27 protein-coding genes are annotated in these 24928 nt (G+C 71.2%); 21 read left to right on the plus strand and 6 right to left on the minus strand.

The window, feature by feature from the left end; translation table 11 throughout:
- Nucleotides 1-470 precede the first annotated feature (470 nt).
- The 3 genes from TU31_RS12400 to TU31_RS12410 all read left to right on the plus strand — a co-directional run bounded on the left by TU31_RS12400 (nt 471) and on the right by TU31_RS12410 (nt 2039).
- On the plus strand, nt 471-713 hold the full coding sequence (locus TU31_RS12400) for a hypothetical protein (protein ID WP_042153886.1): 243 nt from the start codon (nt 471-473) through the stop codon (nt 711-713).
- Nucleotides 714-963: 250 nt separating this feature from the next.
- The gene (locus tag TU31_RS12405; RefSeq protein ID WP_042153346.1) at nt 964-1167 is read left to right on the plus strand and encodes a DUF2180 family protein; all 204 of its coding nucleotides are present in this window, start codon (nt 964-966) and stop codon (nt 1165-1167) included.
- Nucleotides 1168-1307: 140 nt separating this feature from the next.
- Complete coding sequence (locus TU31_RS12410) at nt 1308-2039, plus strand: alpha/beta fold hydrolase (RefSeq protein WP_042153349.1); 732 nt, start codon at nt 1308-1310, stop codon at nt 2037-2039.
- A 185-nt stretch (nt 2040-2224) separates the two neighbouring features.
- Here the strand turns inward: TU31_RS12410 and TU31_RS12415 are convergent, their stop codons facing one another.
- Nucleotides 2225-2893: a hypothetical protein gene (locus tag TU31_RS12415; protein ID WP_245698510.1), complete on the minus strand. Its 669-nt coding sequence runs from the start codon at nt 2891-2893 to the stop codon at nt 2225-2227.
- A gap of 236 nt (nt 2894-3129) precedes the next feature.
- Between TU31_RS12415 and TU31_RS12420 the strand changes: the two genes are divergently transcribed.
- The 3 genes from TU31_RS12420 to TU31_RS12430 all read left to right on the plus strand — a co-directional run bounded on the left by TU31_RS12420 (nt 3130) and on the right by TU31_RS12430 (nt 5839).
- On the plus strand, nt 3130-4395 hold the full coding sequence (locus tag TU31_RS12420; RefSeq protein ID WP_245698511.1) for an MFS transporter: 1266 nt from the start codon (nt 3130-3132) through the stop codon (nt 4393-4395).
- A gap of 148 nt (nt 4396-4543) precedes the next feature.
- A complete protein-coding gene (locus tag TU31_RS12425; protein ID WP_042153355.1) occupies nt 4544-4846 on the plus strand; it encodes a hypothetical protein in 303 nt (100 codons plus the stop codon).
- 351 nt (nt 4847-5197) lie between these two features.
- Complete coding sequence (locus TU31_RS12430) at nt 5198-5839, plus strand: DUF2238 domain-containing protein (protein WP_042153357.1); 642 nt, start codon at nt 5198-5200, stop codon at nt 5837-5839.
- A gap of 152 nt (nt 5840-5991) precedes the next feature.
- Here the strand turns inward: TU31_RS12430 and gntA are convergent, their stop codons facing one another.
- On the minus strand, nt 5992-6651 hold the full coding sequence (gene gntA, locus TU31_RS12435) for a guanitoxin biosynthesis heme-dependent pre-guanitoxin N-hydroxylase GntA (protein WP_042153360.1): 660 nt from the start codon (nt 6649-6651) through the stop codon (nt 5992-5994).
- 483 nt (nt 6652-7134) lie between these two features.
- Nucleotides 7135-7740, minus strand: a complete 606-nt coding sequence (locus TU31_RS12440) for a hypothetical protein (protein ID WP_052718914.1) — start codon at nt 7738-7740, stop codon at nt 7135-7137.
- A gap of 664 nt (nt 7741-8404) precedes the next feature.
- Here TU31_RS12440 and TU31_RS12445 point away from each other — a divergent pair.
- Genes TU31_RS12445 through TU31_RS12455 form a run of 3 tightly spaced genes read left to right on the plus strand, consistent with a single transcriptional unit; the run spans nt 8405 to nt 11223 of the window.
- Nucleotides 8405-8614, plus strand: coding sequence for a ferredoxin (locus TU31_RS12445; RefSeq protein ID WP_042153362.1), 210 nt, complete (start codon nt 8405-8407; stop codon nt 8612-8614).
- Entirely contained in the window at nt 8604-9968 is a 1365-nt protein-coding gene (locus TU31_RS12450) for an NAD(P)/FAD-dependent oxidoreductase (RefSeq protein ID WP_042153364.1), read from the plus strand. The genes TU31_RS12445 and TU31_RS12450 overlap by 11 nt, the downstream gene beginning before the upstream one ends.
- 43 nt (nt 9969-10011) lie before the next feature.
- Nucleotides 10012-11223 (plus strand): cytochrome P450, encoded by a 1212-nt coding sequence (locus TU31_RS12455; RefSeq protein WP_042153366.1) that lies wholly within the window; start codon nt 10012-10014, stop codon nt 11221-11223.
- A 49-nt stretch (nt 11224-11272) separates the two neighbouring features.
- Here the strand turns inward: TU31_RS12455 and TU31_RS12460 are convergent, their stop codons facing one another.
- Complete coding sequence (locus TU31_RS12460; protein WP_042153368.1) at nt 11273-12112, minus strand: hypothetical protein; 840 nt, start codon at nt 12110-12112, stop codon at nt 11273-11275.
- Between the two features lie 94 nt (nt 12113-12206).
- On the opposite strand from TU31_RS12460, the gene TU31_RS12465 reads away from it, so the two are divergent.
- The 5 genes from TU31_RS12465 (at nt 12207) to TU31_RS12485 (ending at nt 15260) form a co-directional block, all read left to right on the plus strand.
- Complete coding sequence (locus TU31_RS12465) at nt 12207-12386, plus strand: ribbon-helix-helix domain-containing protein (protein WP_042153371.1); 180 nt, start codon at nt 12207-12209, stop codon at nt 12384-12386.
- 1 nt (nt 12387) lies between these two features.
- Complete coding sequence (locus TU31_RS12470; RefSeq protein WP_042153375.1) at nt 12388-12732, plus strand: VOC family protein; 345 nt, start codon at nt 12388-12390, stop codon at nt 12730-12732.
- Nucleotides 12733-12758: 26 nt separating this feature from the next.
- A complete protein-coding gene (locus TU31_RS12475; protein WP_042153381.1) occupies nt 12759-13616 on the plus strand; it encodes a class I SAM-dependent methyltransferase in 858 nt (285 codons plus the stop codon).
- A 25-nt stretch (nt 13617-13641) separates the two neighbouring features.
- Complete coding sequence (locus tag TU31_RS12480; RefSeq protein ID WP_370682729.1) at nt 13642-14535, plus strand: aminoglycoside phosphotransferase family protein; 894 nt, start codon at nt 13642-13644, stop codon at nt 14533-14535.
- Between the two features lie 104 nt (nt 14536-14639).
- Nucleotides 14640-15260: an L-threonylcarbamoyladenylate synthase gene (locus TU31_RS12485; protein WP_042153385.1), complete on the plus strand. Its 621-nt coding sequence runs from the start codon at nt 14640-14642 to the stop codon at nt 15258-15260.
- Nucleotides 15261-15381: 121 nt separating this feature from the next.
- Here TU31_RS12485 and TU31_RS12490 read toward each other — a convergent pair whose 3' ends face one another.
- A complete protein-coding gene (locus tag TU31_RS12490) occupies nt 15382-15786 on the minus strand; it encodes a DUF5997 family protein (RefSeq protein WP_042153891.1) in 405 nt (134 codons plus the stop codon).
- Between the two features lie 58 nt (nt 15787-15844).
- Here TU31_RS12490 and TU31_RS12495 point away from each other — a divergent pair, with 58 nt between their 5' ends.
- Complete coding sequence (locus TU31_RS12495; RefSeq protein WP_042153388.1) at nt 15845-16657, plus strand: LysR family substrate-binding domain-containing protein; 813 nt, start codon at nt 15845-15847, stop codon at nt 16655-16657.
- A gap of 280 nt (nt 16658-16937) precedes the next feature.
- On the plus strand, nt 16938-17486 hold the full coding sequence (locus TU31_RS12500) for a hypothetical protein (RefSeq protein WP_042153392.1): 549 nt from the start codon (nt 16938-16940) through the stop codon (nt 17484-17486).
- Between the two features lie 109 nt (nt 17487-17595).
- Here the strand turns inward: TU31_RS12500 and TU31_RS12505 are convergent, their stop codons facing one another.
- Nucleotides 17596-19083, minus strand: a complete 1488-nt coding sequence (locus tag TU31_RS12505; RefSeq protein WP_245698512.1) for an alpha/beta hydrolase — start codon at nt 19081-19083, stop codon at nt 17596-17598.
- Between the two features lie 168 nt (nt 19084-19251).
- On the opposite strand from TU31_RS12505, the gene TU31_RS12510 reads away from it, so the two are divergent.
- From TU31_RS12510 to TU31_RS12530, 5 genes are read left to right on the plus strand one after another with little or no spacing between them, the layout of a single operon-like run.
- Complete coding sequence (locus TU31_RS12510) at nt 19252-20508, plus strand: ATP-grasp domain-containing protein (protein WP_181018586.1); 1257 nt, start codon at nt 19252-19254, stop codon at nt 20506-20508.
- Complete coding sequence (locus TU31_RS12515; protein WP_042153394.1) at nt 20505-21356, plus strand: Rossmann-like domain-containing protein; 852 nt, start codon at nt 20505-20507, stop codon at nt 21354-21356. The genes TU31_RS12510 and TU31_RS12515 overlap by 4 nt, the downstream gene beginning before the upstream one ends.
- A complete protein-coding gene (locus tag TU31_RS12520; protein WP_275451778.1) occupies nt 21353-22507 on the plus strand; it encodes a PLP-dependent cysteine synthase family protein in 1155 nt (384 codons plus the stop codon). Before TU31_RS12515 ends, TU31_RS12520 begins: the two co-directional genes overlap by 4 nt.
- Nucleotides 22504-23634 carry a mandelate racemase/muconate lactonizing enzyme family protein gene (locus tag TU31_RS12525; RefSeq protein ID WP_042153397.1) on the plus strand — a complete coding sequence of 377 codons (1131 nt, stop codon included), beginning with the start codon at nt 22504-22506 and terminating at the stop codon, nt 23632-23634. The genes TU31_RS12520 and TU31_RS12525 overlap by 4 nt, the downstream gene beginning before the upstream one ends.
- Nucleotides 23631-24917 (plus strand): MFS transporter, encoded by a 1287-nt coding sequence (locus TU31_RS12530; RefSeq protein WP_042153400.1) that lies wholly within the window; start codon nt 23631-23633, stop codon nt 24915-24917. Before TU31_RS12525 ends, TU31_RS12530 begins: the two co-directional genes overlap by 4 nt.
- The last annotated feature ends 11 nt before the right edge of the window (nt 24918-24928 follow it).

The raw sequence follows: 24928 nt of genomic DNA on the forward strand, positions 1-24928 counted from the left end.
ATTGCTCTCCCGGCGTGCTGGTCCGCATTTCGCCGCATTCGAAATCGCTGTTGCCCCGTCAGGTGGACTTATGTGCTCAAGGCGTGGGCGAAGGTGCTGAGTGGTACGCAATGCGGCTGCCCCGGTGCGAGAAATTCCCCGCTCAAGACGGACAAGTCTCCTATGTCGCCGAGCAGATTTCTACTATTCGCTTTAGTAGCTGCTGCGGATCGATATGACGGATGTCACGATGCCGCGAAATTTCAGGGAGGTGGGTGCCGAGGGGGGGACCCGCGCCGGGCTGGTCGGCGTCCTTCCGGCGGTCCGAAGATCATGAATGCCGGCGGAGGGCGCGGGCCTGTGGCTGTGCCCTCACATGCCCCGTACGGAGAGCGGGTGGGATGGCTCTCAGCCGGCGTCGAGCATGGCGCAGCGGAACCCGGGTACCGGGCCAGGACGTCACCGTACCCATGGAGGAGGCACGTCAACTGATGACCCGTCATGATGCGACCGACGAGGACCGCACTCCACTGCCCCATGACCTGCCGAGCCACCAGGCCGACGTTTCCAGCCCGGTCCCCGACCCGTGGGACCCGGAGCTGTCGGAGGACGAGAGCGACGGGCCCGACGAGACGGTTCCCGACACCGACCAGGCCGGCACCGGGCGGACCGGCGGGCAGAAGGCCGCGGGGTTCCGCACCGACCAGCCCGTTCCGCACGAGCCGGTCGACTGAGCCTGCGTGCCTGCCTGGCTGCCCGGCCGGCCAGGCCGATCGGCCGGAGACGCAAGCGAGGGGGCGGCACTCGTCCGCGACGGTCGCACGGGTGCCGCCCCCTCCGTCGCCCGGTGAGGAGGTGTCTTCCTTGGCGCGGCCAGGTGAGCGCATCACGACCCGGCATGTGCTTCCGGCTCCCGTCACGCACCGCGACGTACATTGCCGTGGGGGCCCGCGCCGGACCGTCTCACGAGATCGGAATGTGCCAATGAACTGCTACGACTGCGCGCCGGACCACGCCACCACCGCCGCGGTGGCGATCTGCCGGAACTGCGGTGCCGCGCTGTGCCACCAGCATGCGGAGTCCGCCCCGCAGACGGTGGTCCGCGTAAAGGGCGTCGGCCAGAGCACGCTGCCGGAGATGGCCCGCCGCATCATGTGCACGATCTGCCGAGGCGCACAGCCGGCCTGAGCCGTTCCCGCGCAGGATGTCGCCCGATTCCGTACGCGGTGATGGCGAGTTCTGGAGCGAACCGGACCTGACAGCGATGCGCGCCACAGGCACGGCCACCCGTAACCGGGCCGGCGCCGGTGGCCGACGGGAGGCGGACCATGACGACGACCTTTGTGCTGATTCCCGGTGCGGCGTGCGACTCCTGGCACTGGCATCTGCTGGCGGCTGAGCTGCGGGCCCGGGGGCGTGCGGTGGTGAGTGTGGATCTGCCGTGCGAGGACGACGCGGCGGGTCTGGAGGAGTACGCGGACGCCGTGGTCGCCGCTGTTGCGGGGCGTGGCCGACTGACGCTCGTGGCGCATTCGTTCGCCGGGTTCACGGCGCCGTTGGTCTGTGCGCGGGTGCCGGTGGATCTGCTCGTGCTGCTGGCGGCGATGGTGCCGTTGCCGGGGGAGGCGCCACAGGAGTGGTGGGCGGCGACGAAGCACCCGGACGCTCAGGTCAGACGGGCCGGGCGGGCGGCTCAGCGGGCGGGCGCCAGTGCGGGTGCGGAGGGGGTGCCGGAGGCCGCTGTGCCGGGGTCCGCCGCCGACCCGTTCTTCCAGGACCTGCCGCCGGACCTGGCCGCGGAGGCGGCGGTCCGGTGGCGGCGGCAGTCCGAGACCCCTGCCGCGCGGCCCTGGCCGATGGCGGCCTGGCCCCCGGTGGACACCCAGTTTCTGTTGTGCCGTCAGGATCGTCTCTTCCCGGCGCCGTTCTTGCGCGCGCTGGCGGCGGAGCGCCTGGGGCTGGTGCCCGACGAAATGGAGGGCGGGCATTTCCCGATGCTCTCCCGCCCGATTGAGCTGGCGGACCGGCTGGAGAGCTACAGCGCGACGACGGCGGGGTGACCGCCGGACCGCCGACCTGGCCCGGCGGTGCGTACCGGGCGAAGCCGACGGTCGGCAGATGTAGCGGCCGGAGCCGTAGCCGGAGCCGAGCCGTGGTCGGGGAAGGCGACCGGGGCGCCGAGTCGGGGACGGAGGGCACCGGATGACGCCCGCGTCCCCGTCCCCGTCTACACAGACTGTCCCCCTCAACGCCCCTTGGAAGAGGCCGTGTTCGCCCCCGCTTTCCCGTACGGCAGATGAGAGAGGGCGGCAATCAGCCGCACCGGCAGATACGCGGGCCACCCGGGCCGGGCCACCTGGTAGGAGAAGTATCCGAGGGAACGGCCCACCTGCACCTCGTCCGGCGTCTCCGCCTGGTAGACCACTCGGCAGGAACCCGCGGCCTTTTTGGCGCGTTTCCAGAGGGCGGGGGCGGGCTTCCGCTCCGCCTCGGTCCGCGGGGTGAAGATCCGGTCGCCGAAGTCCGACCAGGCGAACGGGCGGCTGCCCACCCAGTCCTGGTCGATCACCTTCTTCAACTCCGCCGCACGCTCCGCGTCGGTGGAGCCCCAGGAGGGCGGCACGTTGGTGATCAGGCCGACGGGAATGTGGCGGGCACGCAGCGCGCGCAGATATGCGGCGGCTCCCGGCGAGTAGCGCACGCTCTTGTCCTCGGCCGTGTGCACCAAGGTCTCACCGAGGTCGAAATACACCACGACGCAGCGGCCCGCACGGCCGCCGTCCGCCACGGTGCGCGGCGCGGCCTCGGCGGGGCCCGCGCCCGGCACGGCTAACGCCGCCATACCGCCCAGAGCGAGCAGCATGCGCCAGGTGACTTTGCGGGCGGAGGTGTCTTTCGCGGATGTCTTCTTCATGTGGGGGAGTCCTTCGTGTAGGGGGCAGTCGATCGTATACGCGCCATGTGCACGTCACTAGCGTGTGCGGCCGACCTGGGCCGGAAGCGGGTGTGTGGTGCTGCCGGGCGGCCGAATTGGCCCACTCCGACGGGCCGTAAGTGGACCTGCCGCCGGAACCCGCCGGCTGTCTAACGTCATTGCGTCCACGCGTCATGGAAGAGGCCGGCCGTCCGGCCGTCGTACTCGGGAGACCTGTGTCCCTACGGATCCTGCCGCCGGCCGGCGCACCACGCGTCCTTGCCGCGGCGCAGCTGAGCAACTCGGTCGGCGACGGCGCCTTTTACGTCTGCTCGGCGCTCTACTTCACCCGGGTCATCGGCCTCTCACCCACCCAGATCGGCCTGGGGCTGACCCTGGCGTGGGCCGTCGGTTCGGTCGCGGGGGTGCCACTGGGCGCGCTCGCCGACCGCCGGGGGCCGCGTGGCACCGCGGTGCTGCTCGCCCTCGCCACCGGCATCGCCGTCGCGTCGTTCCTGTTCATCCGCTCCTTCGTGCCGTTCCTCCTCGTGGTGTGTCTCTACGCCACCGCGCAGTGCGGACTGGCCGCGGCCCGCCAGGCGCTGCTCGCGGGGCTCGTGGACCGCTCGGCCCGTACCGGCGTACTGGCCCACCTCCAGTCGACGCTCAACGCCGGGCTGGCCCTCGGCGCGGCCCTCGGCGGACTGGCCCTCCAGTACGACACCCAAGAGGCCTACCTCGCGGTCTTCGCCCTGGACGCGGTGGGCTTCCTGATCTGCACCGCGGTGCTGCTCCTGCTGCCCGCGGTGGCCCCGGTCCCCGGCCATACGGGCGGCGAGCCGCGGTTCGCGGTGCTGCGGGACCGCCCGTACGCCGTGCTGACCCTCCTCAACGCGGTCCTGCTGCTGCGGATGCCGCTGCTCAGCCTCGCCATCCCGCTCTGGATCGTGGCGCGTACGGACGCGCCGAGCTGGCTGGTCTCGGCGCTGTTCGTCCTCAACACCCTTGGTGTCATGGCCTTCCAGGTCCGTACGGCCCGGTCGGTGACGGGGCTGCGCACCGCCACCCGGGCCGTGTGGCACTCCGGCCTGATCATGCTCGCCTCCTGTCTGGTCTTCGCCCTGTCGGCCGCGGGCATGGCGCCCTGGGGAGCCGGTGTGGTGCTCGCCGCCGGCGCGGTGCTCCAGCTCGTCGGCGAGATGCTTCAGTCGGCCGGATCCTGGCAGATCAGCTTCGACCTCGCGCCGGCTCATCAAGTCGGCCAGTACCAGGGCTTCTTCGGCACAGGCGTCCCCTTGGCACGCACGCTGGGCCCCCTGCTGCTCACCTCGCTGCTGGTCACCTGGGGGGTGCCGGGCTGGCTCCTGCTGGGGGCGCTGTTCCTGCTGACCGCGCTGGGGATGGGCGCGGTGGTGCGCTGGGCGGAGCGGGACCGGGCACGGCGGCCCGGCCTGTCGGCAAAGGAGGCGGAGACGGCACCGCTGACCGCCCAGGCGTCCTGAGCACGAGCCCGGCGTCCCTCGCTCCGGAGCCGTAGCCGCCCGTCCTCCTCTTGCTCACAGCCGCCCCGCCCGTCGTTTAGTGATCGTTTAGGGCGCGACGGGAGCGTGGGATCTGCATCGGCCAGAAGCAATACAACCGGGGAGCAGCATGCCGACACTTCACCTGAAGAAGATCAAGTGCATCGAGCAGGAGGACTGGACCTTCCATGACGACGTCGTCATCAAGGTCAATGGCGCGGTGGTCAACTTTCATTCGATGGATGCGGGCGACACGGACACCCTCGACGAGTACGTCAACTTCACCGGCAAGGCCCTGATCCAGATCTACGAGGCCGACTACGGCGACGATGACGACGACTTCCTCGGCGCACACACGGTCCGGCGCGGCAGCGGCGTACTGGAGTTCACCGGAGACGACGCCCACTACAAGCTGTCCTACGCGGTGGAGTAGAGGCCCGGCATTCCATGGGCCGGCCGGCTGAGTACGGGGCCTGTGCCGGGAAGGAAGGCTGACAACGGTGTGGGCCGGGCAGAAGAGAAGCCCGGCCCGCACCGTGCTGTTCTTCGGCCGACGGCCAGCGCGAGGGCACCCGCAGCTCCGGCGCACCGGCCCGGATCTGAGTAGAGCTACTCATGACATCGCCCCGCGGCGGCCACGACGCTGAGCGGATGAAAGCGCGGCCGACTGGTCCCGGTACCCGGTGGTGCGCCGGCGTCGGCCAGGCGGCCGTACGCGGCGACCGTCCGACCGCCCCGTGACGGTGCCGCGCCGACCCGTACCCGACGTCTCCGAGGCTTATCCATGCAGGCCACGACCGCTCCCCGCATCCTGCCGCCGGTGCTGCTCGCCGCGGTGCTCCTCGCGCTGGCCCTCTCGGGCCTCCAGCCGCACGACCGCGTTACCTGGCTCATGGAGACCTGCTGGGTGATCGTTGGCCTGCCGGTGCTGGTCGCGACGCGGAAGCGCTTTCCGCTGAGCCCGCTCCTGTGCTGTCTGCTCGCCGCACACGCCCTGGTCCTGATCGTCGGCGGCCATTACACCTACGCCGAGGTCCCGGCGGGGCACTGGCTTCAGGACGCGCTGGACCTCTCCCGTAATCCCTACGACCGCTTCGGCCATCTCATGCAGGGCTTTGTGCCGGCCATCCTGGTCCGCGAACTCCTGGTCCGGACTTCCCCCTTGCGCGGCAGCGCCTGGCTGGCCCCGCTGACCGTGTGCGCCTGCCTGGCCTTCAGCGCGTTCTTCGAGATGATCGAGTGGTGGGCGGCGCTGGCCGGCGGCTCGGCGGCCGATGCGTTCCTCGCCACCCAGGGGGACCAGTGGGACACCCAGTGGGACATGGCCTGCGCCCTCCTCGGAGCGATCCTCTCGCTGCTGCTCCTGAGCCGCCTGCACGACCGCGGGCTCGCCCGGCTGGGCACCGGGGAGGCCCGGACCGCCTGACGGCCTCCGGGCCGCTGGTGAGGGTGCTCTGCCCCCGCCGAGGGCGAGGGCGATTCGGTCCGTCTTCGCGGCACCGCCGCCCAGTGCCAAGGGCCGGGCGGGCGGCGGATACGCGCCCCGGCCGCGCCGCTTCCGGCTGAGGGCCTCGGGGCTCAGCTCCGGGCGGAGAAGGGGCAGGCCCAGTCGGCCGGCTTGGGGCGGCCCGAGTAGCGCCGGGCCTCGGAGAGCTTCTCGTACTCCAGGAGATTGGGGTTGATGGTGCCCTGAAGCCCGATGTCCTGCTTGCGGATCTTCTCGGCCAGCCGGTCCCAGAGGCCGGCGGCCTTTATCCGGTCGAACTGGTGGTGAGAGTTGAAGGCGAGCATCGGGAAGGGCGGGCGGCGTCCGACGCGGCTGTGCGTTTCGTGCAGCCCGATCACGAAGAACGGGTGCCCGGCGACGCTGTACGCGAAGGCACCGGACGACGGGTCGGGGTCATAGCCCTCGGCCCAGGAGTGCTTACGGCTGTCGTGGTCGTGCACCGCCTGGAGCTGCTGCCACAGCAGCTGCTCGAACTCGATCTCCGAGACGTTCAGCGGGCCCGAGAAGGTGGCCACGAAGCTCGTGAAGGGTTTGGCGGCCCAGTCAACCGCCGCCACATAGGACTCCAGATCCGCCGCCATCTGCTCGGCCGCGGTGTCATCGCCGAACCATGTGTAGTGGCGATGGGTGATGCCGCCCTGTCGCCATGCTGAACGGCCGGCCAGGCAAGCAAAGGAGTCGCCGAGCAGGAACTGCCCGACTTCAGTGGCGGCGGAGACGTCAACCGTCATGTTTGTGACCTTCGGTGAGTGGGCCAATACCCCTGGTGGGGGCCCTGGCAGGGGTGGGACCCTGGCAGTCAAGATCGGGCGAGGCCGGTTCGTCAAGACTGGACCGATTCACCCGCTGCGACTGCCCTCACCGACAGCGTCCGGACTGCGGCTGCGATGACCCGCGGTCCCTCGGGACGCGACCACGCGCGGGCCCGCCGGGCGGCTCGTTCCGGCTCGGCGAGTGCGGGTCGATCTGCCGCGTTTCCGCAGCTCGGGACCTTGATCGCCATGGTGGACCAGGGCGATCAGACTCTACAGGCGAGGCGGCTGATCGCAAGACTGCCGAGTGATTCCGCCTGCGGTGACCGCCCCCCGCGGCACGGCCGGCCCGCCCCTGCCGGGGACCTCGTCCCGGGACGGGGTCCGGCTCGGCGCACCGTCGGCGAGGCCCACCACGAGGCAGGGGCCGACGGTGTCGCCGAGCACCGGACGACATACCCGTCAGGCAGGGGTGGACGCGGCCTCCTTCTTGGGGGCGGCCGCATCGGTTCCCTGAGCTTCGGCGCCGGCCGCGGGGCGCGAGTAGAAGACGGTCCTGCCCTGCTTGCTGCGGTGCGCGAGGCCCTTGGCGACCAGCGAGGTCTCCAGGGTGTTGCGTACGGCGGTCTCCGGTGCGGCCTGCTCCGGATGCTCCTGCGCCAGCAGCTTCGTCATCTCCGCGACCGTGCGCGGCTGCTCGTCAAGGAGTCCGAGGACGCGGTCGGCGCGGGTGGAGCTCCGCCGTCCCGCGGTGGACCGGGCCGCCTTGGCCTTCCGCGGCTTCTTCTTCGCGTTCGTGCTCTTTGCCGCCTTGGCCGGGGGCTTCGCCGCCGGCTTGGCCTTCGGTGCGGTGGCCTGCGCCCGCCGCGCCGGGGGGACCGTCGCCGGTTTTGTCACCGCGGGTTCGGGCTCTGCCGGCTGCGGTGCGACGGCAGCCTTCCGGGCACCGGTTCCGAGGTGCTTCTGGAGGTCCTCCAGCTTCACCTTGAGCTTCTGGAGCTCGTCGATCTCCTTCGCGATGCTCTCCAGTTTGGCAGCTACCTGCGCAGCGAATTCCGAGTCTGACATGACACAGCCTGCTCTCTATCGCCTGGTCGATCTACGGTTGGCTGGATGTTACTCATCTCTCTTGGCAATTAACCCAGAGTTGGGCTTCCTTATCGTCGGGAACATGGCGTACGGGGCGGGTTTCACGCCTCAACCCGCCTACCCTCACGGGTAGTTCGTGACCAGCGCAAGCGTCGTGTGTCAGTCAAGAAATGAGCCGTGAATGAGCCATACGGGACTCGTCCGCAGCCTGGTGTACCGTGCATCAGCCAACTGAACTCTGTCCGTATGTCACTCCTTTGAGGCTTTCCGGCAGTCAACTCATCGGTGCCGGGAGCCGTCCGCCGGGGAGGGGAACCACGACTCTGGCCCCCGGTGACATACGGCTGTGACGACGGATGACTTGTGTGTAGGAAGTGAACTCTGCATGGCGAGCTATTACTTTTGACGGCTCCGGAGGGACGCGGATCGGCCGAACCTGATGTCGTGGTCGGCCTGGAAAACGGGAGTGCCAGGGCCACGGGCTGCCCCGTGCCCGGGCCCGCCCCGCGCTTCCGCTCACACCGCGCTCCCACTCACCCCGCGTAAACCCTCGAACGGCCGAGCATCCTCTGCGCCGCGCCGCCACCGCTAGTAGGACGGAGACGACGGGTGTGGCGGTGGGCGGTGGGAGGAGTGGCTCGGGTTGAACGTCGTCGTAGATCTCAATCGCTGTCAGGGCTATGCGCAGTGCGCGTTCCTCGCCCCCGAGGTGTTCGCGATGCATGGCGAGGAGTCCCTGCTGTACCACCCGGTCGTGCCGGACGGGCACCTGGAACAGGTGCGCCGGGCCGTGGTGGCCTGCCCGGTGCAGGCCATCGTCATGGGCGAGGAGGCGGGCGCCGGTGCGCGGTGAACCACGCGACGGCCGGATCGTCATCGTCGGCGCGTCGCTCACCGGGCTACGGGCTGCCGAGAGGCTCCGCGCGGAGGGGTTCACCGGCCCGCTGACCCTGGTCGGGGAGGAACCGCAGCCCCCCTACGACCGGCCTCCGCTGTCCAAGCAGGTGCTGCTCGGGAAGGTTCCCGCGGGCCACACCGGCCTGCCGCAGCGCCGCGCGCTGGACGCGCGGTGGAAGCTCGGGGTGCGTGCCACCGGACTCGATCCGATCGAGAAGCGGGTCCTGCTCGCCGACGGCACCGAAGTGCCCTTCGACCGGCTGCTGATCGCGACCGGAACCCGCGCCCGGCCCTGGCCTCACCCGGCCGAGGCTGCCTTGGACGGTGTCTTCACCCTGCGCACCAGCGACGATGCACGCCGTCTCGCGGAACGCCTGGACGCCGGACCACGGCGGGTCCTGGTCATCGGTGCCGGCTTCACCGGTTCGGAAATCGCCTCCGCCTGCCGGGAGCGCGGCCTGGCGGTGACGGTCGCGGAGCGGGGACCGGCGCCACTCGTCGGCGCGCTCGGCGGCACACTGGGCGCGCTCGCTGCCAAATTGCAGCGCGCGCACGGCGTCGACCTGCGCTGCGGAGTGACGGTCACCGCCCTGGAGGGCAGCGGCCGGCTCACCGGCGCCCAGTTCTCCGACGGCACACGGATCGACGCCGACATAGCCGTGGTCGCCCTGGGCGCGGTCCGCAACACCGAATGGCTGGCCGAATCGGGTCTCGCCGCGGGCCCGCGAGGGGTGACCTGCGACGCGGGGTGCCGCGCCTTCGACATGTACGGAATCGTCACCGACGACATCTTCGCCGCCGGTGATGTCGCCCGGTTCCCGCACCCGCTCTTCGAGTACCAGTTGCTCTCCCTGGAGCACTGGGGCAACGCGGTCGCGCAGGCGGAGGTGGCGGCCCACAACATGGTCAGTCCGGGGCCGCGCCGACTCCCGCATCTGACCGTACCGGCCTTCTGGTCGAGCCAGTTCGGCCTCAACATCAAGTCGGTGGGTGTGCCCACCTTCTCCGACCAGGTGGTCATCGCCCAGGGCTCGCTGAAGGACGCCCGGCTGGTCGCCGTCTACGGCTACCGGGGGCGGGTCACCGCGGCCGTGAGCGTGAACCAGGCCAGGTCACTGGAGTACTACCAGCGGCTGATCGAGACGGCCGCGCCGTTCCCGCCCGCGCCGGGAGCCGCCGACCAGATCGAGTCCCCGGACCCCGTCCCCTCCGACGTACCGGACCCGAAGCTGCTCTCGCACGGTCCGACCGTCGCCCTCACCGGTCATCTGCCGGACCGACGCCTGACGGTGGTGCAACCGGCCCGCTGAGACCACCGCCACTCCACAGCGACAGCGATGAGGAGCCCCGCGCATGGCTGCGGACACCTTGTTCCAACGGATCACCGACTACGCCCACCGCGCCGACCCCTATCCGCTCTACGCCGAACTCCGTGAACACCGGGTGGCACGTCAGGAGGACGGCAGCTACCTGGTCGGGACCTACCACGAGATCGAAGCGCTGCTCCATGATCCACGGGTCAGTTCGGACCGCCGCAACCGCACCGCACCGGACGAGACCGAGGCCGGCGACGCAGGACTCCCGCCGGCCTTCATCGGGCTCGACGACCCGGAACACCACCGGCTGCGGAGCCTGGCGATGCGGTCCTTCGGCCCGCCCCACACGCCCGGCCGGATCAATGGCATGCACGGCGAAATCACCCGTATCGTCAAGGACTTCCTCGCCGGTCTGGAGGGCAAGGATCGGATCGACATCGTCGACGACTTCGCCTACCCGCTCCCCGTCACCGTGATCTGTCGCCTGCTGGGCGTACCGATCGAGGACGAGCCGCGGTTCCGCCAGTGGTCGGACGCGATCGTCGCCGGCATCGACCCCAACCCCAAGGAGGACCCCGCGGAGCGCCAACGCGCCGCCGCGGAGGCCCGTAAGGCGATGGCGCTCTATCTGGGAGACCTCGCCGAGAAGCGCCGCGACCATCCGTCCGACGACATGCTCTCCGCGTTCGCCGCGGGAGACGCCACCGACGGCCGGCTCACCCCGCTCGAAATCATGACGACCTCCGTGCTGTTGCTGATCGCCGGTCATGAGACCACGGTCAATCTGATCACCAACGGTGTCCTCACCCTGCTGCGCCACCCCGACCAGCTGGCACGTCTGCGCAACGACCCCACACTGATGCCGCGGGCCGTGGAGGAACTGCTGCGCTACGAGCCCCCCGTCCAGATGCTCCCGCAGCGCACCCCGCTGGCCGACATCGAGGTCGCGGGGCTCACCGTCCCCAAGGGCGCCCCGCTCATCCTGATGCTCGCCTCCGGCAATCGTGACCCCGAACGGTTCCCTGACCCCGACCGCTTCGACCCGCTCCGCGAGGACATCCAGCACCTCGGCTTCGGCAGCGGCATCCACAGCTGCTTCGGCGCCCCGCTCGCCCGTCTGGAAGCCCAGATCGCCCTGAACGAACTCCTCCGGCACCTCGACACACCCCGCCTGGCCGAGGACCCGCCGCCGTACCGGCGCAGCCCGGTATTGCGCGGGCCCCGGCACCTGCTCGTCGAGCACGGCTGACGGGCGCCGTAGGCGCGGGAAGCCGTAAGGGACGGGGCCGGGTGGGGCGCTACGGGGTGTCCAAGGGCCGGCTGTCGGCCAGGACGGCGCGCGCGTAGGTCACGTAGCGCGCGAACAGTTCGCGCTGGGAGGCCCTGGCGATATCGAGCACGGGCGAGTCGGCCCGCCGGACACCCGGCAGATACGGTGCCGTACGACAGCGCCCGGTCTCCGCATCGGGATCGACCAGGCTCAGGTAACACGTCGGCAGCTGACCGGTGACCCGGATGACCATGCGGCCGGGCAGCCCCTCGGCATCGAAGCCCCGGGCCACCGCCAGCAGTTCCCGGGCCGAGGAGGCCGCGCGGTGCGGGAGTTCGGGTTCGCCGAGGCTCCGGGCGTACTCGGTCATCAGGACCGACTCGGGATCGGCCACCACGTAGGTGATGTTCACGCCCTCGCTCAGGAGCCGACGGACCGGACCGGTGAAGTCCCGTTCGGGCCGTGAGACGAAGAGGGCGGCCAGACTGCGGAGTGCCACCCCGATTTCGATGATCTCCGAGTGCGCCCCCTCCAGAAACACGGCCTTCTCCGTCGGCGACGGCCGCCCCTCGGCACGAACGGTCAGGCCACGGCCGGCCTCACCGCCCAGCAGCCGTTCGTCCAGTAAGCGGGTCATCTCGCCGAGAAACCGCCCCCGTTCGACGTCCCTGAGGAACAGGTCGTAGTAGAACGGGATCGCGACGGCCGCCGCGGCGAAGAGCGCGAGCTCGTTGAGCGCGGACCACACGAAACCAGGACGGCCGTTGGACACCAGCGCCAGGCTCAGCCCGCCGAGGAAGACACACAGCGCGAGAGCACCACGGAGCCTGCGCAGCAGACCACGGCTCCCCGCTATATCGCCGTTCATCGACCACCCCCCGGTGTCAGGGTGTCTTTCCCCCTTCGGCAGGCCGCCAAGCCTTGCCCCGGCAACTAGCTTGCTAGGATGCTAGCATCGGCACGTGAGTGCTGAGGAAGTCAAGCAGTTCAACGTGTACCTGCCGATCGGGCTGATCAAGCAGGTCAAGTACCGCGCCATCGAGTCGGGCATGTCGTTGTCGGCGCTGGTCGCAGACGCGCTGCGTGCCTACCTCGACGACACCGACGGGCACCAACGGCAATCGACGGAGAAGGAGACCTGATATGGCGACCGAAGGAATCGAGGCCGTGTTCCTGACGACCCACAACTGGGGCAAGGCGGCGAAGTTCTTCCAGTCGCTGGGCTACGAGTTGGAGTTCTCCACCAACCACAACTCCGGCCGGCTCCGCAATGGCGACGGGCCCTACGTCTTCATCGCCGAGGTTCCTGAGGACCGCGAGCCCCAGACACAGATCGTGCTGAAGGTGCCGGACGCGGACGCGTTCCACCCCGACCCTGCCGTCGAGGTGGTCACGCCGTTCGAGGAAACCCATTACGGCACCAAGGAGATGACCGTCCGCGACCCCGACGGCCGCCTGTGGAGCCTCCAAGCTCCCGCCGGCAACTGACCGCATCGGCAACGGAAGGGGACACCATGGCAGGCGAGAAGACCGAGGCGCCGGACAACACCGCGCTGCGGACCGCCCTCTGGCGGGCACTGCACGTTCAGGCAGACCCACCACCGCATGTGCTCAAGGACGAAATCGGCCTACGGCTGGCAGCCCCCGACACCGACTGGCGCAGCCGCCCCGACATGCACCCGCAGACCACCAGAGGATTCCGGGCAGCCATGGTGGCCCGTGCCCGTTTCGTCGAGGACCTGATGGCCGAGCAGGCCGACCGCGGCATCACCCAGTACGTCATCCTGGGAGCCGGCCTGGACACCTTCGCCCAGCGCAGACCGGAGATCGCCGCCCGTCTACGGGTCTTCGAGGTCGACCAGCCCGCCACTCAGGCATGGAAACGCCACCGCCTGGTCGAACTCGGATATGGCATCCCCGACTGGCTGCACCTGGTGCCGGTCGACTTCGAGGCGAGCGAGGACTGGCTGGAGCAGCTGACCGCTGCCGGTTTTGATGCCGGTCGGCCGGCGGTCATCGTCTCCACCGGTGTCAGCATGTACCTCACCAAAGAGGCCACCGCGGCCACCCTGCGCCAGATCGCCGGGCTCGCACCCGGCTCGACGCTCGCCATGAGCTTCCTGCTGCCGACCGAACTCGTCGCCGAAGCCGACCGCCCCGGCCTCCGGGCGAGCCAGGCGGGCGCGCAAGCCTCCGGAACGCCGTTCCTCAGCTTCTACACCCCACCCGAGATGCTGGCACTGGCCCGCGAAGCCGGCTTCGAAGACGCCCGTCACGTGTCGGGAGATACTCTCGCCGAGCGCTACTTCGCCGACCGCACCGACGGCCTCCGCCCGTCGAGCGGGGAGGACCTATTGCTGGCCACAACCTGACCACTCGTCAATTCCTGCCCCTAGGATCGACGGCGTGATCGACATTCCGGAAGAGCTCGTGGCCACCCAGACCAGGATCAACGGGGCGGCGGGGCGTGACTTCATTGCCGCGTTGCCGGGGCGGGCCGCGGAGTTCCTGGATCGTTGGGGGCTGAAGCTGACCGGGCCTTCTCTGTGTGGGATGGCGGCGCTCGTTCTGCCGGTGGAGCGGAGCGATGGGACGCCTGCGGCGCTGAAGATGCAGTTGCTTGATGAGGAGAGTGCGGGGGAGCCGGTCGCCCTGCGGGTCTGGGGCGGTGACGGCGTCGTCCGGCTGCTGGAGCACGACGCGGACACCAACACGCTGCTGCTCGAACGCCTCGATGAGAAGCGCCACTTGTCGACGCTCGATGACTCCCGCGAGGCCATCCGGATCCTCGCCGAACTGCTGGCCAGGCTCTGCTCCGTGCCCGCGCCCGCCGGTCTGCGTCAGCTGGGCGACGTCGCGCGGACGATGCTCGACACGGTGCCGGACGCCGTGCGTGCGGTCGCGGACCCGGCCGAACGGGCGCTCCTGAAGAGCTGTGCGGCGGCCGTACGCGAGGTCGTCGATGAACCCGGTGACCGGCTGCTCCACTGGGATCTGCACTACGACAACATCCTCGCCGCGGACCGGGAGCCCTGGCTCGCCATCGACCCCAAGCCGCTGGCCGGCGACCCGGGCTTCGAGCTGATGCCCGCACTCGCCGACTACTTCGATCCGTCCGAGGTGCGCTACCGCTTCGACCTGATGACCGAGGTGCTGGGACTCGACCGGCAGCGGGCGGTCGCATGGACGCTGGGGCGGGCCCTGCAGAACCTGCTGTGGAACGTCCAGGACGGGGAGGACGAACTGGATCAGGAGCAGCTCGCGATCGCGCAGCTGCTGCTCGGACGGTGAGTGGGCGGACGCCGGGCCGGCGGGGATGCCCGCCGGCGCCCCCCGTCCGGCGTCCTCGTCCCGGCAGTCCGGGTGCGGGAGCCCTGATCACGTAGGCTCGACGGATGGCGAAGTATTTCGACGTACACCCCGAGAATCCTCAACGGCGCACCATCAGCAATGTGGCCGACAGCATCCGCTCCGGCGCGCTCATCGCATACCCGACGGACTCCTGCTTCGCGCTGGGCTGCCAGCTGGGCAGCCGCAGCGGTATCGATCGGATCAAGTCGATCCGGAACCTCGACGACCGGCACCACTTCACCCTCGTGTGCGAGAACTTTTCGCAGCTGGGGCAGTTCGTGCACATCGACAATGACGTGTTCCGCGCGATCAAGGCAGCCACCCCCGGCAGCTACACCTTCATCCTTCCCGCGACGAAGGAAGTGCCGCGCCAGCTGCTGCATCCGAAGAAGAAGACGGTCGGCGTCCGCATCCCGGACCATGTCGTCACTCAGGCGCTGCTCGCCGACCTCGGTGAGCCGCTGCTCTCCAGCACCCTGCTCCTGCCCGACGAGGAGGAGCCGATGACGCAGGGGTGGGAGATCAAGGAACGGCTCGATCACGTCGTGGACGCCGTGATCGACTCGGGCGACTGCGGCACCGAGCCGACCACGGTCATCGACTTCTCCGGCGGCGGGGCCGAGATCGTCCGCCGAGGCGCGGGCGACGTCTCGCGGTTCGAGTAGCCGGTCTCTCTGAGGGTGTCGGGTTCGTGACGGCCGGCTACCGGTGGAGTTCGCCGCCCACCGGGCCGGGCGGACGGGTACGCACCCGCGCGCCCGCGGCCGGCAGCGTTGCGGGCAGGGATCAGGAGCGCGGGGGGCGGGGCTGCTCGGCTCGCTCCGCGTTCTTCTCCTTGATCCGGGCCGCTTCCTTACGGACCTCGGCCTGGGTGGCGCGCTCCCGCTCCAGCCACTCGGGGCCTTCCTTCTTCAGCGCCTCGATCTGCTCCGTGGTGAGAGCTTCGGTGACACCACCACGGGCGAGACCGGAGATGGAGACGCCGAGCTTGGCCGCGACCACCGGCCGGGGGTGCGGACCGTTGCGGCGCAGTTCCACCAGCCACTCGGGCGGATCGGTCTGGAGTGCGTTCAGCTCGGTGCGCGAGACGACACCCTCCTGGAATTCGGCGGGGGTGGCCTCTAGGTACACCCCCAGCTTCTTCGCCGCGGTCGCGGGCTTCATCGTCTGGGGGGTCTGGTGCGACTTCATGCTGTCAAGGGTATCGAGCATGTGCGCTACCTCCGACCACGACCGGTAACCTGGCGGCGTGACAAGCTCGGAAGCATCCCCGTCGTTCCGGCTCGCGTATGTCCCGGGAGTGACGCCCACGAAATGGGTGCGGATCTGGAACGAGCGGCTGCCCGACGTCCCCCTGACCCTGATCCCGGTGCCCGCCGCCGAGGCCTGTGCGGTGTTGCGGGACGGTGGCGCCGACGCGGGTTTCCTGCGGCTGCCGGTGGACCGGACGGATCTCGCCGCGATTCCCCTCTACACCGAGACGACCGTCGTCGTGGTCCCGAAGGATCACCTCGTGACGGCGGTCGACGAGGTGGCCTCGGAGGACCTGGCCGACGAGATCGTGCTGCACCCCCTCGACGAGACCCTTGAGTGGGAGCGCCGGCCGGGGCTGCCCGCGAAGGAGCGTCCCGCCACGACGGCGGACGCCATCGAGCTGGTGGCGGCCGGGGTGGGACTCCTCGTGGTCCCGCAGTCACTGGCCCGGCTGCACCACCGCAAGGACCTCACCTACCGGCCGGTCTCGGACGCCCCCGCGTCGCGCGTCGCGCTGTCGTGGCCGCAGGAGGAGACCACCGACCTGGTGGAGGACTTCATCGGCATCGTCCGCGGCCGGACCGTGAACAGCACCCGGGGACGCTCACAGGCCCCGGCCCCGGCACAGCCGAAGGGCAAGCGCCCCGAGACGGGCGGCACCCGGCGGAAGCCCGCGGGAGGCAAACCAGGGGGCAAGACGGCCGGCAAGCCGGTGGGCAAGTCGGGCGGCAAGAGTCCTCGGAGCGGCTCGGGCGGTTCCGGCGGCCCCAAGGGCGGCAGACGCGGCAAACCCCGCCGCCGGCCGTAGCTCCGACGCCACGCGGCGGTGCGGGGCCCGAGCGCGGGTCGTAGTGATCCGACCGCGGCATCCGATGCCCGAGCAGCCGCGGATGGTGCGGCTGAAGCCCTTGGGCCGTGGCCCCGGGGGAGAGGTAGCGCCACGGCCGCGCGCGCTCCTGCGGTATGACGGCCGGGTGCGTGGGTGGCCCTGGGCGGACCAACTCGCCGCGGATATGCGGAACTTGTTCCGCCGACCGAGCTGCGGGTAGCTTCCCGGAGTCGAAACCTTGGTCACTGAAGGGGGCAGTGTGGACTGGGGGACCCTCGTCGCGACGTTGGGTGGTGGTGGCATCGCCATCTCCGGCACCGTGCTCGCCGATTACCTGCGCCATCGGCACGAAAGCGACCGGGGGGCCGAGACGCGGCGGCGGGCGGTGTATATCGAGTTCATCAGCGCCGCAGGGGTGTGTCATGCGCGGCTGCGTCAGATCGCGCAGGATCCGGGTGCCGAAGCCGACCTTGAGGCGGCCACTCGTGCGGCGTTGAGCGAGGCCGCGATACATGAGGTGCGCGAGAGGCTGTTCATCGATGCGACGACCACCGTCGCCGGGGCGGGGCAGGCGATGTTCCAACAACTCCGCCTTCTTCAGCGGGTGGTCGCGACGGGGGCCTCGCTGACCTCACGCGCCTTCCACGACGTGTATCACCCCTACCTCGCAGCGGTGTGGGCCTACCGGGTGGCGGTGCGCACCGAGTTGGAGGGGCTGCCCCTGTCGCCCGCGGTGTTCGGGTGGGACGGCTGGGACGGCAAGGACCGCTGCGCGATATGTGAAGAGGCGGGCGCCGGGGGCGGGTGAGCGCCGCGGAGGCGGGGACGGCGCCGGCCCGGCCCCTGTCATGGGGGCCGGGCCGGTTGCCCTCTTGCGGCAGGGCTCAGGGCGTGGGGAGCCCGGCGTGCAACTCGGCTCAGGGCGTGGGCAGTCCGGGCCCCGTGCAGTGCACGTCGGTGCGGGGCACGGTGCCGTCGGTCAGATAGGCCGCGGCCGTCTCGTCCACACAGCCGTTGCCCCGGCTGGCGAACACTCCGTGGGAGTAGTCGTCGTGGAGGGTGACCAGACGGGAGCCGGGCAGTCGCCGTTGCAGTGCCCGGGCGCCTTCGATGGGGGTGACGGGATCGTGCTCGGAAGCGATCAGCAGGACCGGTGGCGCCTCGGGGCTGCCGAGCGGCGTACCGTGCGCGGGCCGGTGGTGCCAGTACGCGCACACCGAGGCCTCCATACCGGTCAGCACCGGCTGCGGGTCGAGCCGTCGCATCCGCCGGATGTCGGCGAGGACGCGGGCAGGCGAGGGCGCCGGTCCGTCCGCGCACTTGACCGTGCGGTTGGCGGCTTCGTACGTGCGTGACGCGGGGCCGTCGAAGGGCTCTGCCGGGCGCAGCGGGCCGGTGGTGCCGTCGCGCAGGTAGGTCCGCAGGCCGTCGGCCAGGCCCGCCCAGCGTTCGGTGCGGCCCAGCGCCCGGTAGACGGCGCGGTCGAACTCCGCCGCCCCGAAGCCGTCCACGGGGCGCTCGGCGAGACCGTCCCGCACCTTCTGGTACGCGGCCCGTACCTCCGCTGCGTCGGCACCGAGCCCGAAGCGTTCCTGGTGCCGGGCCGCCCAGGCGAAGAACACCGCCCGCTGGCGTATCAGTGCCCGGCTCTGGAGAAGATCGAAGTCGTACCACGCCTCGGGGCCGACGACGCTGTCCAGCACCATCCGGCCCACCCGCTGCGGGAATTGAGCGGCATAGGCGGCCCCGAGGTAGCTGCCGTAGGAGACGCCGAGGTAGCCGATCCGGCGCTCACCGAGCGCCTCGCGCAGGGCGTCCATGTCCCGGGCGGTCTCGGTGGTCGACAGATGCGGCAGGGCGTCCTTGAGGTGCCGGGCGCAGTCGTCGGCGGTCCGCCGCAGTCCGTCGAGGTAGGTCCGTTCGGCGGTCCGCCCCGCCGGCACCGGGTCCTGCCCCGGGCTGTCGAAGAGGCCGCCCATCGGACCGCAGTCCGCGGGTGCGCTCGCACCGGTGCCGCGCGGGTCAAAGCCGATCACGTCGTACGAACGCCGCACCGGCTCCGGCAGTTTGGCGCGCTTGGTCACGGCGTAGGGGAGGCCCGATCCGCCGGGGCCGCCCGGGTTGACCAGCAGGACACCCTGCCGCTCGGAGGCCGGGCCGGAGGCGCGGACACGGGATACGGCGATGTCGAGCTGCTTGCCGTGCGGGTGGCTGCGGTCCAGGGGGACGCGCAGCCGGCCGCATTCGACGCGCTCGGGTGCGGGCGGCGTCGGTACGGAGTCCGGGCAGGCGCCGAAGCGGAGCGCCGGCGGTGGGGGAGCGGCGGGGGCGGGGGCGGCCGGGAGCAGGGCGGCGGTGGCCGTGAGGGCGCAGAGCAGGCCGGTGCGGCGTACGGCAGGAATCACTGGTCTCGCATTCGGGAGTGCGGCGGAGGGGGGCCGCAGGACTTGGTGATGAAAATGATTATCGTTTACAGTGTGGCCCGGTCAAGCGAACGGCCCTCGCCAAGGGGCCGCCGCTTCGTCAAGTACCGCCGCACCAACGCCCGAACGACGCTGCGAAGAAGGGACACCGTGGCTCATCTGCTGATGGTCGAGAGCTGGGTCGGAGCGATGAGCAGGCTGCTCCCCCGCGCGATCCGGGAGGGCGGACACGAGTTCAGCTTTCTCACCCGCGACCTGCACCACTACCTGCGCTCCGCGCCCGAGGGCGGCGCTCACCCGCTGCTCGGCGCCCGCAATGTGCTGACCGCCGACACCAACGACCTCGACACGCTGCTGCCGTACGCCGAGCGGCTGCATGCCACCCTTGGCTTCGACGGTGTGATCACCTCCTGCGACTACTACCTCCCGGCCGTCGCGCGGATCGCCGGCCGGCTCGGGCTGCCCGGCCCGGCGCCCGAAGCGGTCGAGAACGCCTGCCGCAAGGACGCGACCCGGCAGACCCTCGCCGCCGCCGGGCTCCCCGGTCCGCGCTTCGCGGTCTGCGCGGACCGGTCCGAGGCTGCCGCCGCCGCGGCGGAGATCGGCTATCCGCTGGTGCTCAAGCCCGTCGACCTGTGCGCGGGGATGTTCGTACGGCGCGTCGACGACGAAGCGGAGCTGGCCCGCGCCTACCGCGCCGTCGAGGGCTTCCCCGTCAATGCCCGAGGCCAGCGCCGGGCCCCCGTGGTCCTCCTCGAAGAACTGCTCCACGGCCCCGAAGTCAGCGTCGAGACCGTGACGTTCGACGGGAGCACCCAGGTGGTCGGGGTGACCGACAAGAGCGTCGGCGGGGCACCGGCCTTCATCGAGACCGGCCATATGTTCCCCGCCGCGCTTCCGGCGGCCGATGCGGCCGCGGCCGGGGAGACGGCCCGGCAGGCCGTCGAGGCACTCGGACTGGACGGCGTCGTGGCGCACACGGAGATCAAGCTGACGCCCGACGGACCGCGTCTGATCGAGGTCAACCCCCGCCCCGCGGGCAACCGCATCACCGAACTGATCCGCCATGTCACCGGTGTCGACATTGCCGCTGCCGCGGTGGACGTGGCGATAGGACAGCGTCCCGATCTGCACATACGGGACACCGGGCTGCGCAGCGCCGCGATCGGTTTCCTCGTCCCGCAGTCCACGGGCGTGCTGGAGGAGATCGACGGCGCGGACCTCGTGCGGAAGGCGCCGGGGGTGCTGGAAGTCCAGCTCGCCGACCCCGGCAAGCCGGTCAAGGCGGCCGGCAGCAACAACGCATACCTGGGGCATGTCATGGCCGGCGACGCCGAGGGCCCGGACGCGCGCCGGTGTGTCGAAGCACTGCTGTCCGAGCTGCGCCCGCGGGTGGTGAACCGATGACCGCCCTCACCACTCAGCTCCCTGCCGCCGCCGCTTCGTACGACGACCTCGTGGCCCGTGTCCTCGGCGGTGAGTTCGGGCCCGACCCGAGGACCCAGCGGGTCGCCGTCGCCTTCAGCACCCGGCAGGCCGTACGCCATGAGAGCCGCAGCGGCGGCTACCGCAACGAGGTGCTGAGCCTGCGGCTGGCCGCCGCGGTCGGCTCGTGCGCGGTGGAGCCCGGTGAGCTGCCGGACGCCGCGATCGAGGACTGCGTCGGCGCGGACCTGGCGGGCCTGATGGCGCACGAACTGCGCCCGGTGCGGGTGGCCGCCCTCGACACCTATCTGATGCACGTACTCCCGCACACCCCGGCGAACGGTGCCCGGTCCTGGTCGCTGCCCGCCGGATCGTCCCTGCGGAAGTCCCGGGCCAGGGCACGGGCCGTCGCCGGGCTGGTCGACGCCGCCCCGGGCGCCCGGGTGCTCGTGGTCGGCGTGGTCAATTCGCTGCTGGAGGCGCTCCGTGCGCGCGGGCTGTCGTACGTGCCCTGTGACCTCAAGGGGGGCACGACGGAGTGGGGCGAACCGGTCCGCACCGATGCGCTCGCCGAGTTGGCGCACTGCGACGCGGTGCTCGCCTCCGGGATGACGCTCGGCAACGGCAGCTTCGAAGCGCTGCGGGAGCACGCCCTGCACCACGGCAAGCCGCTGGTGATGTTCGCCCAGACGGGCAGTGCGGTGCTGCCGCGATTCCTCGGCTCCGGGGTGAGCGCGGTGTGTGCGGAGCCGTACCCGTTCTTCTGGCTCGACGGCGGGCCGGGCACCCTGCACCGCTACCGCGCCGACGCATCCGGAGCCGCCCGGTGACCACGGCCGTCCGGCATCCCACCGGTAACCGCGAGCTCCTCGGCCTGCTCGGCCGCACACCGCTCGCCCGGATCACCGCCGACCTCCCCTGCCCGCACCCCGGATTCTGGGCCAAGCTCGAAGGGCTCGGCGCGGGCGGTATGAAGGCACGCGCCGCGGTGTCCATGCTGCTCGGCGCCCGCGAGCGCGGCCAACTACGGCCCGGCGCCCCTGTCGTGGAGTCCACCTCAGGCACCCTCGGCATCGGCCTGGCCTTCGCGGGTCAGGCGCTCGGCCATCCGGTCGTGCTGGTCGGCGACACCGAGCTGGAGCCGGCCATGCGCCGGCTGCTGCGGACCCACGGGGTCCGGCTCGAACTCGTCGACCGGCCGGCGGCCGAGGGCGGCTGGCAGGCGGCCCGGCTCGCCCGGCTGCGGCAGCTGCTCGCCGAACTGCCCGGCGCGTACTGGCCCGACCAGTACAACAACCCCGACAATATCGCCGGTTACGCCTCCCTCGCCGCCGAAATGGCAGCCGAACTCGACCACCTCGACGTCCTGGTGTGCAGCGTCGGCACCGGAGGACACAGCGCGGGCATCGTCGGCCCGCTGCGCCGGCACTGGCCGCGGCTGCGCCTGATCGGGGTGGACGCCACCGGCTCCACGATCTTCGGCCAGCCCGCCCGGGCCCGGCTGATGCGGGGCCTCGGCAGCAGCATTCATCCCCGCAATGTCGCCTACGACGCCTTCGACGAGGTGCACTGGGTCGGCCCGGCCGAATCCGCCGACGCCTGCCGCAGGCTCGCCACCGGCAACTTCGTCAGCGGCGGCTGGAGCACCGGCGCGGTCGCCCTGGTCTCCGCATGGGCCGCGCGGGTTCACCCCGGAGCCGTCGTCGCCACCGTCTTCCCCGACGGGCCCCAGCGCTATCTCAACAGCGTCTACGACGACGACTTCGCCACCGCCCACGGCCTGGACCTGGCCACCGCCGCCGGCCGCCCGGTCGAGATCCCGCATCCGACGGCCGCGGAGGCGACCGGATGGACCCGGTGCGGGACGGTCACCGACCCGCTCGCGTCCCCGGGCGCGACCGGCGACCGCCCGCCCGCCCCGCTCCCCGGCACCGCCCCGCACCACCCCGCCCGCCCCACCACCTGGGAAGAAGCCCCGTGAAGGTCAGCCAGCGCACCGTGCGACTCGAACTCACCGAGCCGCTGCGGATCTCCCGCTCCACGATGGCGGCCCGCGACGCCGTATGGCTCGCCATCGAGCACCAAGGCACGCGCGGCTACGGCGAAGCGGTCACCAGCACGTACTACGGTCTGGACGCCGCCCGCCTCGGCCGGCTGCTGCACGACGCCGCGCGGGAACTCGCCCGCTGCGCCACCCCCGAGAGCGCCCTCGACGCGCTGCGCGCGGGCGAACTGCCCGCGCCCGGCACACCCCCGGCGGTGACCGCGGCCGTGGAGTCCGCACTGCTCGATCTCGTCGGGAAGCGCGCCGGCGTCCCCGTGCACCGGCTGCTCGGCGCCCCGGAAGCGCCACACGCCGCCACCGCCCGCACCATCGGCATCACCCCGTACCGGGCGGCCGCGGAGCAGGCACGCCGGCTGACCCGGCGCGGCTTCTCCGTCCTCAAGATCAAGGCCGGTGCCCCGGATCCCGAGGACGACCTCGACCGCGTCCTGGCGGTACGCAACGCCGCACCGCACGCCCGGCTGCTGCTCGACCCCAATGGCGCCTGGAGCCCCGCCATGGCCGACGCCCTGCTGCCCCGCTACGCCGGCCTCGGCGTCGAGGCGGTGGAGCAGCCGCTCGCCCCCGGCGACCCCGAGGCGCTGGCCGCACTCGCCGCACGCTCGCCGCTGCCCGTCATCGCCGACGAGGACGCGGTCGGCTTCGAGGACGCCCGGCGGCTGGCCGGGCGGGTGCACGGCATCAACGTCAAGCTCGCCAAGTGCGGTGGTGTCACCGCGGCGCTGCGCATCGCCGACCTGCTCGCCGGCAGCGGCACCGCGCTGATGCTGGGCTGCCTCACCGCCAGCAGCCTCGGTCTCGCCCCGGCCGTCCACCTCGCCGACCGCGCCCGGTGGACGGATCTGGACGGTCACTTGCTGCTCGCCCACGACCCCTGGACCGGCATCGGCGGTACGGACGGCACCGTACGGGCCGGCCGGGAACCGGGACTCGGCGTGCGACCGGTCCACGGCGCACCACCACCGGGCGAGGAGCCGGCCGGCTGGGAGACGGCGGGCCAGGAGACGCCGATGCCGGCCGGTGGCGGGGAGGCGGCACAGTGAAGACCTGGCACGAGATGCGCCGTTTCCCGCTCGCCATCCGCCTGCTGCTGATCAACCAGCTCGGCGTCAACACCGGCTTCTACCTGCTCATTCCCTACCTCGCCGTGCACCTCGGCGAAGACCTGGGAATGTCCGCAGCGGTCGTCGGAATCGTCCTCGGCGTCCGCAACCTGAGCCAGCAGGGCCTGTTCCTCATCGGCGGCTCGGCCTCCGACCGGCTGGGCGCGCGCCGCGTCATCATCGCCGGCTGCGCGCTGCGGACCGTCGGCTTCGGCCTCTTCGCGCTCGGCGACGGCCTGGCCGTACTGATTGCCGCATCCGTGCTCAGCGGACTGGCGGGCGCGCTGTTCAACCCCGCCGTACGGGCCTACCTTGCACAGGAGGCGGGCACGCGCAAGGCCGAGGCGTTCGCCCTCTTCAATGTCTTCGCGACCACCGGCGCCCTGATCGGGCCGCTGCTCGGCAGCGTCCTGCTGCTGGTCGACTTCCGGGTCTCCGCGCTCACCGCCGCCGCGATCTTCGCCCTGCTCACCGTCGCCCAGGCCGTCGTGCTGCCCGCCTCCGAGGTCGCCCCCGCGACCAACAGCGTCCTCGGTGACTGGCGCGAAGTCCTCGGCAACCGCGTCTTCCTGGCCTTCGCACTGGCCATGGTCGGCATGTTCACCATGCAGAACCAGCTGTATCTGCTGCTGCCGGACGGCGCCCGCCGGGCCACCGGCTGGGACGGCGCGGCCGGACTGGTCTTCCTCATCGGCACCGTCGCCAACCTCTCGCTCCAGATGCGGATCACCCGCGCCCTCAAGGAGCGCGGGAACCGGGCACGGTGGATCAGTGCCGGACTCGGCCTGATGGGGCTCGGCTTCGTCCCGCCGATGGCCGTCGCAGGCATGGGGGCGCCGTCCGGTGGCCTCGGCGACGCCGCGCTGCGCGCACTGCCCGTACTGGCCGGGGCACTGCTGCTCTACCTCGGCGTCATGGTCGCCCAGCCGTTCGTACTGGAGCTGATCCCCGCCTTCGGCCGCGCCGAACTCACCGGCACCTACTTCGGACTGTTCTACGTGGTCTCCGGGATCGCCGCGGCGGTGGGCAACACCGTCGTCGGCTGGGCCATGGACACCGGCGAACACACGCGTACCCAGTGGCTGCCGTGGGCGTGCTGCCTGGGCTTCGGCCTCATCTCCGCGGCCGGTGTCGCCTGGCTGCACCGGCTGCGCGGTCTGCCGGGGGACGCCACCGACCCGGCACCGGCCGCCGCGGCGCCCACGACGACGGCAAAGGCCTGACCACCCCATGG

It is taken from the genome of Streptomyces lydicamycinicus (assembly GCF_000829715.2).
GTDB lineage: Bacteria > Actinomycetota > Actinomycetes > Streptomycetales > Streptomycetaceae > Streptomyces > Streptomyces lydicamycinicus.

Coding starts and splice junctions, on each gene's coding strand:
- gntA (WP_042153360.1), bottom strand. CDS start 6,651: ATGACGGTTGACGTCTCCGCCGCCACTGAAGTCGGGCAGTTCCTGCTC.
- TU31_RS12440 (WP_052718914.1), bottom strand. CDS start 7,740: ATGTCAGACTCGGAATTCGCTGCGCAGGTAGCTGCCAAACTGGAGAGC.
- TU31_RS12485 (WP_042153385.1), top strand. CDS start 14,640: ATGGCGAAGTATTTCGACGTACACCCCGAGAATCCTCAACGGCGCACC.
- TU31_RS12515 (WP_042153394.1), top strand. CDS start 20,505: ATGACCGCCCTCACCACTCAGCTCCCTGCCGCCGCCGCTTCGTACGAC.
- TU31_RS12460 (WP_042153368.1), bottom strand. CDS start 12,112: ATGAACGGCGATATAGCGGGGAGCCGTGGTCTGCTGCGCAGGCTCCGT.
- TU31_RS12415 (WP_245698510.1), bottom strand. CDS start 2,893: ATGAAGAAGACATCCGCGAAAGACACCTCCGCCCGCAAAGTCACCTGG.
- TU31_RS12470 (WP_042153375.1), top strand. CDS start 12,388: ATGGCGACCGAAGGAATCGAGGCCGTGTTCCTGACGACCCACAACTGG.
- TU31_RS12430 (WP_042153357.1), top strand. CDS start 5,198: ATGCAGGCCACGACCGCTCCCCGCATCCTGCCGCCGGTGCTGCTCGCC.
- TU31_RS12490 (WP_042153891.1), bottom strand. CDS start 15,786: ATGAAGTCGCACCAGACCCCCCAGACGATGAAGCCCGCGACCGCGGCG.
- TU31_RS12405 (WP_042153346.1), top strand. CDS start 964: ATGAACTGCTACGACTGCGCGCCGGACCACGCCACCACCGCCGCGGTG.
- TU31_RS12425 (WP_042153355.1), top strand. CDS start 4,544: ATGCCGACACTTCACCTGAAGAAGATCAAGTGCATCGAGCAGGAGGAC.
- TU31_RS12475 (WP_042153381.1), top strand. CDS start 12,759: ATGGCAGGCGAGAAGACCGAGGCGCCGGACAACACCGCGCTGCGGACC.
- TU31_RS12410 (WP_042153349.1), top strand. CDS start 1,308: ATGACGACGACCTTTGTGCTGATTCCCGGTGCGGCGTGCGACTCCTGG.
- TU31_RS12455 (WP_042153366.1), top strand. CDS start 10,012: ATGGCTGCGGACACCTTGTTCCAACGGATCACCGACTACGCCCACCGC.
- TU31_RS12400 (WP_042153886.1), top strand. CDS start 471: ATGACCCGTCATGATGCGACCGACGAGGACCGCACTCCACTGCCCCAT.